This is a genomic window from Streptomyces sp. NPDC058008, from assembly GCF_042886395.1.
GTDB lineage: Bacteria > Actinomycetota > Actinomycetes > Streptomycetales > Streptomycetaceae > Streptomyces.
The window spans coordinates 24578-37523 of the sequence record NZ_JBHVQX010000029.1; the positions used below are offsets into that span (position 1 = coordinate 24578).

8 protein-coding genes, 4 pseudogenes and 1 riboswitch are annotated in these 12946 nt (G+C 70.2%); of the genes and pseudogenes, 5 read left to right on the forward strand and 7 right to left on the reverse strand.

The features are described from left to right. Nucleotides 1–43: 43 nt before the first annotated feature. From ACFVS9_RS25995 to ACFVS9_RS26005, 3 genes and pseudogenes are all read left to right on the forward strand, one after another. Complete coding sequence (locus tag ACFVS9_RS25995; protein ID WP_389935924.1) at nucleotides 44–2731, forward strand: AAA family ATPase; 2688 nt, start codon at nucleotides 44–46, stop codon at nucleotides 2729–2731. 1230 nt (nucleotides 2732–3961) lie between these two features. After that, a pseudogene (locus ACFVS9_RS26000) lies at nucleotides 3962–4069 on the forward strand (IS5/IS1182 family transposase); the annotation flags it as partial. A gap of 106 nt (nucleotides 4070–4175) precedes the next feature. Then, nucleotides 4176–4685, forward strand: a pseudogene (locus ACFVS9_RS26005) (DnaB-like helicase N-terminal domain-containing protein); the annotation flags it as partial. Between the two features lie 113 nt (nucleotides 4686–4798). Here the strand turns inward: ACFVS9_RS26005 and ACFVS9_RS26010 are convergent. Beyond that, nucleotides 4799–5338, reverse strand: a complete 540-nt coding sequence (locus ACFVS9_RS26010; protein ID WP_389935927.1) for an SMI1/KNR4 family protein — start codon at nucleotides 5336–5338, stop codon at nucleotides 4799–4801. 273 nt (nucleotides 5339–5611) lie between these two features. On the opposite strand from ACFVS9_RS26010, the gene ACFVS9_RS26015 reads away from it, so the two are divergent. Continuing rightward, nucleotides 5612–6444, forward strand: a protein-coding gene (locus tag ACFVS9_RS26015; protein ID WP_389936024.1) for an IS5 family transposase whose coding sequence is annotated in 2 segments (ribosomal slippage) — nucleotides 5612–5968 and nucleotides 5971–6444 — 831 coding nt in all. Because the reading frame shifts where the segments join, the coding sequence is not laid out codon by codon here. A 132-nt stretch (nucleotides 6445–6576) separates the two neighbouring features. Here the strand turns inward: ACFVS9_RS26015 and ACFVS9_RS26020 are convergent. Genes ACFVS9_RS26020 through ACFVS9_RS26035 form a run of 4 tightly spaced genes read right to left on the reverse strand, consistent with a single transcriptional unit; the run spans nucleotide 6577 to nucleotide 11543 of the window. Continuing rightward, the gene (locus ACFVS9_RS26020; protein WP_389935930.1) at nucleotides 6577–8205 is read right to left on the reverse strand and encodes an ABC transporter ATP-binding protein; all 1629 of its coding nucleotides are present in this window, start codon (nucleotides 8203–8205) and stop codon (nucleotides 6577–6579) included. Then, the gene (locus ACFVS9_RS26025; protein ID WP_389935933.1) at nucleotides 8202–9035 is read right to left on the reverse strand and encodes an ABC transporter permease; all 834 of its coding nucleotides are present in this window, start codon (nucleotides 9033–9035) and stop codon (nucleotides 8202–8204) included. Before ACFVS9_RS26025 ends, ACFVS9_RS26020 begins: the two co-directional genes overlap by 4 nt. Next, a complete protein-coding gene (locus tag ACFVS9_RS26030) occupies nucleotides 9032–9979 on the reverse strand; it encodes an ABC transporter permease (RefSeq protein ID WP_389935936.1) in 948 nt (315 codons plus the stop codon). The genes ACFVS9_RS26025 and ACFVS9_RS26030 overlap by 4 nt, the downstream gene beginning before the upstream one ends. Before the next feature lies 1 nt (nucleotide 9980). Beyond that, complete coding sequence (locus ACFVS9_RS26035) at nucleotides 9981–11543, reverse strand: ABC transporter substrate-binding protein (RefSeq protein WP_389935939.1); 1563 nt, start codon at nucleotides 11541–11543, stop codon at nucleotides 9981–9983. Nucleotides 11544–11595: 52 nt separating this feature from the next. After that, nucleotides 11596–11724: riboswitch (cobalamin riboswitch) on the reverse strand. A gap of 191 nt (nucleotides 11725–11915) precedes the next feature. On the opposite strand from ACFVS9_RS26035, the pseudogene ACFVS9_RS26040 reads away from it, so the two are divergent. Continuing rightward, nucleotides 11916–12097: pseudogene (locus tag ACFVS9_RS26040) on the forward strand (SAM-dependent methyltransferase); the annotation flags it as partial. A 54-nt stretch (nucleotides 12098–12151) separates the two neighbouring features. Here ACFVS9_RS26040 and ACFVS9_RS26045 read toward each other — a convergent pair. Further along, nucleotides 12152–12325: pseudogene (locus tag ACFVS9_RS26045) on the reverse strand (recombinase family protein); the annotation flags it as partial. Between the two features lie 161 nt (nucleotides 12326–12486). Next, nucleotides 12487–12909: a secondary thiamine-phosphate synthase enzyme YjbQ gene (locus ACFVS9_RS26050; protein WP_383116192.1), complete on the reverse strand. Its 423-nt coding sequence runs from the start codon at nucleotides 12907–12909 to the stop codon at nucleotides 12487–12489. Between the last annotated feature and the right edge of the window lie 37 nt (nucleotides 12910–12946).

Genomic DNA, 12946 nt, shown 5'->3' on the forward strand with positions numbered 1-12946 from the left:
CGGTCCATGAGCGCCGCGAACTCGGCGCTGTAGCCTACGAGCTGTGCAGACGTCGGCTCCCCCTCGCGTTCCGCTGCTCGGCAGGCAGTACGAGACCGAGCGCCTCGGCGAGTTGATCGGCGCGGCACGGGCAGGTCGGGGCGGCGCCCTGGTCCTGCGCGGTGAGGCGGGGATCGGCAAGAGCACGTTGCTGGAGCACCTGGAAGGGACGGCGTCCGGGTTCCGCGTCCTGCGCGCGGGCGGGTCCCAGCTGGAGGCGGAGCTGCCGTTCGCGGCACTGCACCAGCTCTGCCTCCCGGTCCTGGAGCACCTGGCCGGGCTGCCGGCGGAACACCGCCGGGCGCTGCGCATCGCCTTCGACCTGGCGTCCGGGACACCGGACGTGTTCCGGGCCGGCCTGGCGGCCCTGGGGCTGCTGACGGCGGCCGGCCAGGAACGCCCGGTGCTCTGCGTGGTCGATGACGCGCACTGGCTCGACGCGGCCTCGGCGAAGGCACTGGCCTTCCTCGCCCGGCGGGTGTCCGCCGAGCCGGTCGCCATGGTGCTCGCCGTCCGGCTGCCGGGCGGGACGCGCGAACTGGACGTCCTGCCGGGCCTGAGCGTGGACGGGCTGGGCGACGCCGACGCCCGGGCGCTGCTGGCCGCGCAGAGCCACGAGACGCTCGACGAGCAGGTGTGTGACCGGCTCGTGGCGGAGGCGCGGGGCAACCCGCTGGCTCTGCTCGCCCTGCCCCGAGCAGGTGGGTTCGCCCCGCCGCACGTCGCCTCGGTGCCGACCCTGGTCGGGAACGAGTTCCGGGCCACGCTCTCCGGCCTGCCCCCGCAGGCTCGGCTCCTGCTCACGATCGCAGGCGCCGACCCGACCGGCGATCCCGGGCTGCTCTGGCCCGCCGCGCGGGGCCTGGACATCGACCTGGCGTCCGCCGGCGCGGCCGCCACCGCCACCGGCCTGGTCGAGTTCGGCACCCGCGTGCGCTTCTACCACCCGTTGGCACGGGCCGCGGCGTACGACGCCTCCGGAGCGGACGAACGGCGGCTGGCCCACCGCGTGCTGGCCGAAGTCACCGACCCGGTCGCCGACCCCGACCGGCGCGCGTGGCATCGCGCCCAGGCCGCGGCCGTCCCCGACGAGGACCTCGCCACCGAGCTGGAGCGGTCGGCGTCCCGGGCGCGGGCCCGTGGCGGTGCGGTGGCCACCGCCGCCTTCCTCGAACGCGCGGCGGAACTGTCGCTCGACACCGGCCGGCGGATCGAACGGACGCTGGCGGCCACACGCGCCCACCTCGACGCGGGCGCCACCGACAGGGCGGCCACACTGCTGGGGACGGCCGAGAGCGCGGCGCTGAGCGAGTCCCAGCAGGCGGAGACCGACCTGATACGAGGACGGATCTCCCTGGTCCGCATCGACGACAGCGAGGGTCCGGCGTACATGATGCGCGCCGCACGCCGGCTCGCACCCCTGGACCCCGAGCGCTCCCGGGAGAGCTATCTGGAAGCGCTCGAAGCGAGCCTGCTCGTCGGACGCGCGAACGGTGTGACGGACCGGGTCCTCGCCGAGGCGAAGTCCGCGCCGCCGCACCCCCCGGACATCCTGGACGCACTGGACGTCCTGGGCGCGGAAGGGCACCGGGCGGCCGTACCTCTGATCAGGGAGGCCATCGACGGGGCGGCGGGCCCCCTGTGGACCCGGCACCCGGCTCTCGCGATCATCCTCGCGGCGGAACTGTGGGACCCGGACACCCATACGCGGATCATCGAATGGCTGCTGAAGTCCGGCCGCGAGTCGGGATCTCCGCTCGTCCTGCGGCTGGGGCTCGCGCAGGCGGCCTCCGCCGCCGCGCTCACCGGGGACCTGGACGGGGCGATGGCCGCGATCGCCGAGGAGGAGGCGCTCGCCGACGCGACCGGTGCGCCTCCGGTCATCTACCACCGGCTGCAGCTGGCAGCGATGCGCGGACGCCGCGATGAGGCGTCCGCGCTCTTCGAAGCCGTCCTGGCTCCGGCCACCGCCGCGGGTCAGGTGGTCTCCAACGTCCACTGGGCGAGCGCCGTGCTCAACAACGGCCTGTCCGACCACCGACAGGCACTGGCCGCGGCCCGACGTGCCACCGACGACGGAGAACTCTTCACCGCGGGGTTCACCCTGCCGGAGCTGGTGGAGGCCGCCGTTCGGTGCGGCGAGCACGACACCGCCGTCGCCGCCCTGGAGTCGCTGACCGAACGCACCGAGGCCTGCGGAACCCCCTCGGGCCTGGGGATCGCCGCCTACGCGCGGGCCCTGGTGACGGGAGCGGAGGACGACTACCGGGAGGCGATCGCCCACCTCACCGGCACGCCGATGCTCCCGTACCGGGCCAGGGCCCACCTCCTGTACGGGGAATGGCTGCGGCGGCGGGGCCGCCGACAGGACTGCCGCCCCCACCTGCGCACCGCGCACGAACTGTTCTCCGGCGCCGGAATCGAGGCGTTCCGCCGACGCGCGGCCGACGAACTACGTGCCACGGGCGAGACGGCACGCAGCCGCACAGGTCACGCCCGCGACCGGCTCACCATGCAGGAGCTGCACATAGCGCGGCTGGTGGCGACCGGGGCCACATCGAAAGAGGTGGCCGCCCGACTGTTCCTCAGCCCCCGCACCGTGGACACCCACCTGCGCAACATCTACCGCAAGCTGGGCATCAACTCCCGGCGGCAGCTGAGGGAACGGGCGGACCTGCGGCCTGCCGACTAGAGCCGGACCACTGCTGTCATCCCTGTCATCTCTGTCATCTCTGTCATCCCTGTCATCCCTGTCATCAATTGCTTCCGTCGCGCCTGTCCTCGTGGCCGGGTGGGTGCGGGTGCAGATGGCGAATGCATGGCGTGTGGGTGTGCGGTTCGGCGGCAGTCACGTTGCACGCCCCCCTCGCGGCCGTCCGACGTCTACCAGGGGTGCCTACGAGGCTTGCGCAGCCAGAATCCGTATGGCTCCGCACCTGAGCACGGATTCAGCCACGGCCGGAGCTCACCCGAATCGTCAGGCACCGACTCACGATTGAAGCTATTGTCCAACTCTGCCAGCAGAGGGGATAGTTCCGCCTGAGCTTCATCGTTCAATCTGCCCAGGTCGGTCCGCAGTCGGTTGTGCGAGTCCAGATCACTGACGTAGGCGCTGATCGGATACTGCCCCGACAGTTTCCACCCGGACTCCATCCGGCGCACAAGATGCCCCCAGGACGAAACCAGGTTGCGCATGGAATGCGATGGTTCTTTAACCTTTTCACGAACTGCGGGAGCAAGTTCTTCGAGTTCGATTCCCAAACGGCAGGCGTCTTACTTGGCGATACTATTGATTGCCGATCACTTGAGGCGGGACCACGTCTCGCCCGTTCGGGGTGCGTCCGATGATCCATGCCGAGATCTCGAAATTGCGTCCGCGGTGCCAATCCTGGAGCTGTCGCAAGTAACAACTGTGGCCGCCGCCTGGCTGCATGAAGGTACCGTTGGATCCCTCGCGGATCAGCATGATGCCAGCCGGATCATCCCACCACCCCCATCGAGGGTTAACCGACGGGGCGTCCCTCATATCGATTCCAGGCTTTGCGGTCATCGTGCTCTCGAGGCACTCGGGGATTTCCACATCCTACACCGCCGAAATTCCCCGCTTGTTGATGTCACCGTGTGCAGAGATTTCGTCGGCGAGCATGCCAGGGTTTCCTGTCTGGCTCGCGGGGTCGGCCTGGCCGATGCACGCCTTGAGCCCAAGCAGGTCAATCCATAGGTGGGGTTTCCGGCATACGCGACGGGATTGGGTGCCCGGGATGAGGCCGAGGGGATCCGGAGATACAAATAGCGGGCAGTTTCCGGACCAAAGTAGCGATGGAAATCGTCGTGAATCCAGTTTCAGGGCGAAGTATTGACCTGGGAATCGAAGCGGAGTACAGGACCGTTTCGTAAGTGGGGTTGGCTCGTTGAGTCCGTCTTGGGGCGGGGTACGTGGAGTTGGATTGTTCCGGACGTGCTGTGGGAGATCGCGGAGCCTCTGATCCCGCCGTCGAAGGGCGGCCGCAGGGCGGGTGGGGCCCAGGATGGGCGAAGTCGTCCAGGACGGCGGTGAGCGCTGGGTCAAGGCAGGGGGGCTGCTCCGCGAGTAGGTGTCAGTGTCACCGGATCATGCAGCAGTCCTGGAAGTCGCTGCGTTGCGTACGGCGGACGTCCTGACCGGGCGTGCTCACCGAGCTTGCGCGACGCCGGGGAACCGATCCTCGACCGGTCCCACCCACCGCTGGGCCCTCTGCCGCCACGGACATCCCGCCTCCGGCACAGAGCGGCCAGGTCGCTGATGACGAGCGGTTCCTCCTGGCCGTCCTCGCCGAACAGCCGGTGGCAATGGACCAGGTGGTGGCCTGGCTGCGGCCGGGAGACTTCGCCGACCCCAGCCACGGGCAGCTCTGCCGGTGCCTGGGCGCGCTGCACCGCCAGGGCGAACCCATCGACCGGATCACCCTGCTCGGGGAGGCCGTCCGCGGCCTGCCGACCGACGGCACTCTGTCGAGCGAGCAGCTGACCGCCGTGGTCACCGGCAGCGCAGGGTGGTTCGGGCAGCGGGTGATGCGCTCCTCCGCCACCACCCCGCCGCTGCCTCCGCGCGAGCCGTTCGGACCCTGGTCCGAGACGAGGTCTTGAGGCCCCGCCGGCTGATCAACTAAGCCCTGCACACGCTCGGTCTACTCCACGAGGTGCGTGCCCGCCCCAAGCGCCACAGCTGGCGACAGGCGGTTCGGATCGCGATAGGCGTGGGCAAGCGCCTTGCCGCGCGCTACAGGCCGCGCCAGCTCACGAACTCATGCCCTCCGCTCGTTGAGAGCCGTTCGCTGAACGGGTGTACGTCGCCCGTCAGAGCCGTCAGGCACAACGCTGCCACTCCACCGTCGAACACCGTCCAGCGGCTCGCCCCGTGCGGCGTCTGCCTCCGGAAGACAGCTGCCCGCCAGTCGTCGGGAGCGCCCTCCCGCAGCCAGAACGCAACATCGCCGCTCGCCGAGTCCGCGAAGGGGAGCAACGGTGGCAAAGCCCCTCCCCGCAGGAGAAAGCCCAACTCCTGGCGATCCCGGTCAGAGAGAGCGGGTTCGCCTCTGTCCAGGAGATCCCCGTACGGCGAGCCAGGGACCGGTGGCGTGCTCACGGACAGGTACTCGTCGATCTCGCCGCCGCCGTACAACTCCACGAACTCACGGTAGTCAGCCGGGAAGGCCAGGCCCGTCGTCCGCTCGATCTGCTCCCAGTCCACCGTGTCGTCGCCGCCGGAGCTGGGCGGCGGAAGCAGCTCGCGCAGGCGGGCGACATCTGGGTGAGACATATGGGGGGGTCCCTTCACTCACAGGGTGGACGCCCATGCTCACGGCTGCCCCGGTAGCGGCACGTCGGCACCGGTACGACTGTCGATGGCGGTGCCCAGGTTCTTCCAACCACGGCCAGCACTGTAAATGAGGTTCGAGACCGTGGTGGCGTCGGCACCTGCGTAGCGCCCCCTGCTGTTCCAGGCCGTGTAGGGCATCCGGAACTCGTGAGGGACCCTTCGAGCTTGTAACACGGTCTTGTTGAAGTGTGCTGGTCGGCCGTGACCGGTGTGATGATTCGGCCGTTCGTGAGGGTGTGGGTACTCGACCGTGGATCGGTGGACGATGAGTTGTGGGCGTTGATCGAGCCGCTGCTGCCCTCGTGGCCGGAGCGATCGCCCGGGCCGAGGCCGGTGTCGGACCGGGTCTGCTTGCAGGGGATCCTGTTCGTCCTCCACAACGACACAGCCTGGCAACTCCTGCCTCCGGAGCTCGGGTTCGGGTCCGGCCAGACGTGCTGGCGGCGACTGGACCGGTGGCAGAAGGCGGGGGTCTTCGACCAGTCGCACCGGGTCCTGCTTGCCGAGCTGACCGCGGCCGGTGAACTCGACTGGTCACGTGCGTGCGTGGACGGTTCCCACATCCGCGCGAAAAAGGGGGCGCCGACACCGGTCCGTCGCCGGTCGACCGGCGGAAAGCGGGCAGCAAACACCACCTGATCTGCGACGGACGCGGAACCCCGCTCAAGGTCATCACGACTGCGGCCAACGTCAACGACGTTACCCAGACCCTGGCCCTGGTCGACGGGATCCCGCCCGTCGCGGGCCGCCCCGGCCGGCCGCGTCGAAGGCCCGATGCACTGCTCGGCGACAAAGGCTACGACTCCAACCCCAACCGCGACGAGCTCCGTCACCGACGGATCATTCCCGTCATCTCCCGCAAGGGCTGCCCCAACATCAAGAGCCTGGGCAAACTCCGCTACGTCGTCGAGCAGACCTTCGCCCTGCTCCACCACTTCAAACGCCTCGCCATCCGCTGGGAACGCCGAACCGAACTCCACAACGCCTTCATCTCGCTCGCCTGCAGCCTCATCTGCTGGAGACGCCTCAACAAGACCCGACCATGATCGTGTGACGAGCTCTTAAGTTGCTGACCCTCGACTCCGCGAATCTCCGTCAAGACAACGACCAGGGTAGCCGTGAACTGTCGGCAGGCACCGCAAGAAGCGATCGCCGGGGTTGAGCAAGCTCGACAGGCTTCACGCCCAGCCTTTTGCGTCACCACCATTCCTGTCTTCTTCCGCGGCGAGCAGGACGTCGCCCACGGAGCCGTACCTGACGCAGCGACCTCCTTCGAACAGCGCGGCCTGCTGGGTCAGCATGCGTACCGCCGACACGTCGTGGCTGACGAACAGCAGAGCTGTCCTGGCCGGGGCGAGCAGCCCGGGCAGGGCGGCCAGCAGCCGTTCCCGGGAGACGGTGTCCAGTGCGGAGGTCACTTCGTCGCACACCAGCAGGGCCGGGTGTGCCGTCAGGGCCCGCACCAGTGCGCAGCGCTGCAGTTGCCCGCCGGACAGTTGGCTCGACCTGCGGGCCAGGAGCGTCTCGTCGAGCCCCAGTGCCCTTGCTGACTGCACAGCCTCAGCGGTTGCCTCGTCACCTCGGAGCCCTCGCAACAGACGTGCGGTGTCTGCGAGTTGGTTCAGGATCGGGCGGTGCCCCTCAAAGGAGTCGGCGCTGTGCTGATGTACGTACTGGACCATGCGGCGCTGTGCGGCGGAGCGTCGGTCGATCCGGGCGGGGAGCAGCTCTTCTCGGTGCCTGACCTTTCCCTGAGTGGGTGTGGTCAGGCCGGCCAGTACCCGAGCGAAGGTTGTTTTCCCCGAGCCCGAGGGGCCGAGCAGCGCGGTGCGGCTTTCTGGAGGAAACGCCATGGATACGGGCCCACTCAGGAGGTCGCCCGATCGGCGGCGTACGACGATGCCCGCGGCAGATATTCCGGCACCCTCGCGCGATTCCGACACTGTTGTTCGTGGACTCGGCACCCGGGCCGCACCAGTACGGTGTTCTGCCGCGAGGAGTTCGAGGGTGGCGCGGTGGCGGGCCGCGCCGAGAGTGGCCTCGGATCGCTTGCCGCCTCGATGGGCGCCGTTCGGGACGCTGAGCAGGTCGGACGTCGGCCCCTCGTCCACGGCCCGGCCTTGCTCCAGGACGACGACGCGGTCGGCCGTCTCGCGCACCATCGGCAGGTCGTGGCTGAGGAGGAGGACGCCCGCCCCGCTGTCGGCGAGGCTGCGCACCGTGCGCCCCAGAGCGTGGGCGAGTGCCAGGTCGAGACCGCTGGTCGGCTCGTCCAGGACGAGCAGTCGTGCGCCGGTCACCAGAGCGGATGCGAGGGCCACCCGCTGCTGCTGGCCGCCGGACAGTTCGTGGGGGAACCGGCGGCGCACCGTCTGCCATTCCAGGCCTGTCCGTGCCAGCGCCCGGATCGCGGCGGCGGTGCGCGCGCCCCGTCCCGCGTGCGCCAGAGCGGCCAGTTCCGTGAGGGCGCGGCCGGTCCGGCGGACCGGGTCGAGGACGCTTTCCGGGTGTTGGGGCAGGTGGGCGGCGCGCCCGGCCCGAGCGTCGCGACGTCGGGCGGGTGTCAGGGACAGGAGGTCGGTGCCGTCGAGTGAGACGCGTCCCGTGAGTTCGACGCCGTCGCGCGCGGCGCCGAGTGCCGCCAGTCCGAGCGTGGTCTTGCCGCTGCCCGAAGGGCCGATGACGGCCAGTACCGTCCCGGCCGGAACGGTCAGGCCGACGCGGTCCAGCAGCGGGCGCACCGCTCCGTGCGCATGGGCGGAGATCTCCGGGATCTTCAGCAGCGGCGCGGACTCGGTAGGGGTCACCGTTGGCCTCTCCTACGGGCAAGGGTGCGGTCCACTAGCAGATTGCTGCCCACGCACAGTGCCGTGAGCAGCCCGGCGGGGACGAGCACAGCGGCGGGCTGGGTGAACAGCGCGTCGCTGTTGCGTTCGATGAGGACGGCCCAGTCCGGTGAGGACGCGGGGAGCCCGAGGCCCAGGAAGTTGGCGGACGCCAGGAGGTAGAGCACGACGGAGAAGCGGCCCGCCGCGTCGGTGGCCAGGGGCGCGGCCAGCTCCCGGGCCAAGTGCCGTAGATGAATGTAGGCCCAGCCGTGTCCTTGCATGCGGAGCGCCTCGACGACCGTGCGGGCGCCGGGAGCGAGTGCGGCACCGCGGACCAGGCGCGCGACGGCGGGCACCTGGAGCAGCCCGGCGACCGTCACCAGCCAGTACCAGTCGCGGTGGCCCGTCGCGGCCAGGGTCATCAGGACCAGCAGCCCGGGGAAGGCGAGGAGGAGGTCCAGGGTTCGCATCACCGCCTCGTCGAGTACGCGCCTGGGCCCGGCGGCCAGCAGACCCAGGGGCACGCCCGCGACCAGGCCGATCAGGAGCGCTCCCAGAGCACTCCCGAGCACTGATGCGCCGCCGTGCAGGACGAGCGACAGCACGTCGCGCGCCAAGACATCGGTACCGAGCACATGCCCTGCGCCCGGTGCCTGCGAGGGCAGCACGTCGGTCTGCGGCGACGTGTCGCCCGCGAGCCACGGCCCCACCAGGGCAACGGCCAGAGGCACTCCGAGAAGGAGCAGTGCGGCCCAGGGGCGCCGACGTCGCCCCGTGCGCACACGCGCGGTCTCGGTCAGTGTGGTCATACGGCCATCTCCCGTCGGGGTGCCAGGCGATGGGCGACCAGGTCGGCCACGAGATTCACGGCGACCGCGGTTCCGGTGAACAGCAGCGCGTATGTCTGCACCTGCGGGAGGTCACGGTTCTGCACCGCCTCGACGAACCCGTTGCCGAGCCCGCGGAATCCGAAGACGGCTTCCACCAGCACGGCGCCGCCCAGCAGTCCTTCCACGCAGCGGGCGTACTGCTGCGCCGCCGGGCCGAGCACGTTGGGCAGGACGTGCCGGAGCACCACCGTGCGCTCCTGTACCCCGAGCAGCCGCAAGTGCTCGGCCACGGGGCCGTGCCGCTCCCCCGCGACTCCGGCACGGACCTGCCGGGCCAGATCGCAGAGGTGCCGTGCCGTCAGCACGACCACGGGAAGCACCAGGACGGACGGCTGCCACAGCAGACCGGCCGTGTCCAGTCCGACCGCGGTGGCGGGAAGCAGTCCTGCCGCGAGCGAGACCGAGGCGACCAGCAGCAGCGCGAGCACGAACTCGGGAACGGCGTGCAGCAGCACCGTGGCCGTGTTCAGGGCACGGTCGAGCCGACCGCCTTCCCGCAGCCCGGAGACCGTGCCGAGCAGCGGCGCCAGCATGGTGACCAGGATCAGCGCCGGTACGCCCAGGAGCAGCGTCACGCCGATCCGGCGGCCGATGTCGTCGCCCACCGGCAGCCCGGTGGTCAGCGAGTGCCCCAGGTCGCCGGTGAGCAGGTGGCCGAGCCAGTGCCAGAAGCGGGGCCAGGCAGGTTCGTCCAGCCCCAACTGTGCGCGCAGTGCCGCGACTTGTTCCGGAGTGCCGAGTTCACCGCGCAGCACGTCGGCCGTGTCGCCGGGCAGCAGCGCGCCGACGGCGAACACGGCGACCAGCACCACCAGGCACTGCAGGACCGCGAGCAGTGAGCGCCGCAGTACGTAGCCGCGCACGTCAGGCGAGGCGGACCCGGTCGAAGCGGGCCCAGCCGTGCGAGTTCGGCGGCGCCGCGCGCAGCCCGCCGACCGAGCGGCTGATGGCGTCGTTGGCGTCAGAGAAGGCCCACACCAGCAGTCCGGACTCGTCACGGGCGATCTTCTGGGCGCGGGCGAGCAGACTCAGCCGCTCCTGCTCGTCCCGGGTGGTGCGCGCGCGGTCGAGGAGCGCGTCGAACTTCTTCGAGGCGTACTGGGTCTGGTTCCGGGCCGCTCCCCCGCGGACCCGCTGCTGGAGGAAGTCGGATACGGGCAGGGTGGAGGTGGTGTTGAACGCGGCGACGCCCTTGGTCTTGATCTCGCTGAAGTACGTGCTGGAGGCGCGGGTGTTGGCGGTCAGCTTCAGCCCGATCTCCCGCAGCTGCCGCGCCATCAGGTCCGCCGCGGGTTCCCATGCCGCGTCGACCGAACTGGTCTCCACGGTGATGCGCAGTCCGTCCGCGTCGGCCTCCTTCACCAGCTTGCGCGCCGCGTCGACATCCCGTTCGCGGGGCGTGAGGTCGTCGGGGTAGCCGCGCAGCCCCATGCCGAAGAGGTCGTTGCCGGCTTCGCCGTGTCCGGCCAGGGCGATGCGCACCAGCGCCTGCCGGTCGATGCCGAGTTGCACGGCGCGTATCAGCCGCGGATCGTCGAACGGCTTCCGACCGGTGCGCAGGAGTAGCTGCTGGGCGGTGGCCCGCTTGGCGGTGAGCAGGCGCGTCGAGCCGTCCTTCTTCAGCCGCTCAACGGAGGCGCCGGCCATGTCGGCCGCGTAGTGCACCTGGCCGGACAGCAGGGCGTTGAGGCGTGCCGATTCCTCGTTCGCGGGGACGATCTCGAGCTCGGCTATGTGCGGAGCGCCGTCCCAGTGGTCGGCCCAGCGCTTGTAGCGGGCGGTGCCGCCCGGCGTGAAGGACACGTAGGTGAAGGGACCGGAGCCTATGGGTTTGCGGAAGTCCGTCGTCCCGTCCGGGATGATCTCCGTGCCGGGGCCCGCGAACACGGTGGGGAACTCGAAGTTGGGTGCCTTGAGGACGAAGACGACGGACCGCACGCCGTCCACCTTGCTCGCGGTGAAGTCGATGGCGGACAACAGGACCTGCGATGGCGAGCCGACCTCGGGGTCGGCGGCGCGGCGGTAGCTGTAGAGGACGTCCTTGGCGGTGACCGGCTTCCCGTCATGGAACCGGGCCTTTCGCAGCCGTACGCTCCAGCGTGTTCCGGAGGCGTCACTCTCCCAGGACTCCGCGAGCCTCTTACGGACGGACATGTCGTCGGCGTACGTGCCGAGGGTGTCGTACAGGGCCTTGGCACGGGCCTGGTCGACGAAGTTCGGGGCGACGTGCGGATCGAGGGTCTCCTGCGAGCCGCCCGACGTGAACGCGGCGCGGAACCCGTCCCCTCTGCCGCCGTCCTTCGTATCGCCGCCACAGCCACTGAGCAGGCCGGTCCCGGCGAGCGCCAGCGCACCACCGGCGGCGAGCACCCCTCTGCGACCGGGCTCCGGGTGCCGTCCCGGCTCCGTCCGGGCATGCGTCGTCACAGTCGATCCTCTCCGGGGTGTCCTCGCCCCTGACGTCAGACCGGCGACGGGTCAGTCTCCTGGCTCCCGGATCGTCGCTCGCCTCCGCCTTCCCGGCCGCGCTCGCGGACAGTGGCGTGCAGAAGGATCGCTCCCCGGTCACAGTGGCGGGACCGCGCCGGAATCGCACCGGCTTCCTGGTCCCCGTCGCCTTGTGCGTCCATTGTGGCGTATGTGGTGGGCGGGACCGGCGCCCGGCTCCTCCCGGCCGCCGATGGGGGTGGTCGTACGCGTCCATCCCAGCTCTGCCCACAATGCGCACCGGCACCACCAGTGGGCCCGAACCCTCAGACACACTCCGCGCGAAACACCAGGAAAGGGGCAGCCGTACCCATGACAGCAACACCCCTCGCCGACTGGCAGACCAGCTGGGACCGCCAGCAGGAGTGGTACATGCCCGACCGGGAGGAGCGGTTCCGGTCATGATCGACACGGTCGAGGCCGTGGCAGGCACCGCGCCGCGCGTCCTCGACCTGGACTGCGGCACCGGCAGCATCTCCGACCGCCTGCTTGAGGCAGTCCACGACGTTGCGGCCGAGCCGATCCACGGCTGCAGCCACCAGCCCGTCGTAAGGACCCCCCTCATCGCGAAGCCACGGGCCCAGTTTCGGCCGGGTCATCGGGTCGGTGGCGCCCGACACCTCCCAGTCATCGGCCCAGCCGATGATGTGGCCCCCGACAGACGCGGCAGTGGTCAGCGCGTCCTCCCGTTGCCGCTCCGGCGACGATGTCGCGAGCTTCATCCGCGACAGACGTCGCACGCCGAGCAGGCACTTCCCGCATCAGCCGTAGGGGCGTTCCATCATGTTCAGGTCCGTACCGCGCAAGACATCTCCGTTTCGAACACGCAAGGTACGGAGATTGGGCGGCCACACCCAGGACGATCCTGCTCAAGCCAGCAAGCTCACCCCAGGAAGCTCAGCCGCACCTGACGGTCCGCATTGTCGACGTTCGTGTCCACCAGGCACACCGACTGCCACGTCCCCAGCTCCAGCCTCCCCCCGATCACCGGCAGTGTGGCGTGCGGTGGCACGAGCGCCGGCAGTACGTGGTCGCGGCCGTGGCCGGGGCTTCCGTGGCGGTGGCGCCAGCGGGTGTCGGCGGGGAGCAGGGTCTGGAGGGCGGTCAGGAGGTCGTCGTCGCTGCCGGCCCCGGTTTCCAGGATCGCGATTCCGGCTGTCGCGTGCGGTACGAAGACGTTGAGCAGGCCGTCCCCGCCGTGAGCGGTGCGGGTGAGGAACTGGGCGCACTCCTCGGTCAGGTCCATGACTGTTTCCGTGCGTCCCGTGGTGACGCTCAGTACGTGTGTGGCGAAGGTGTCAGGCATGGCCCCATTCTCTCGTCGCCGGGTCGGATCCCGCGCC

What these genes read in the sequence shown, in the direction of transcription:
- ACFVS9_RS26010 (WP_389935927.1), bottom strand. Translation starts at nt 5,338, where the DNA reads ATGTCTCACCCAGATGTCGCCCGCCTGCGCGAGCTGCTTCCGCCGCCC.
- ACFVS9_RS26025 (WP_389935933.1), bottom strand. Translation starts at nt 9,035, where the DNA reads ATGACCACACTGACCGAGACCGCGCGTGTGCGCACGGGGCGACGTCGG.
- ACFVS9_RS26050 (WP_383116192.1), bottom strand. Translation starts at nt 12,909, where the DNA reads ATGCCTGACACCTTCGCCACACACGTACTGAGCGTCACCACGGGACGC.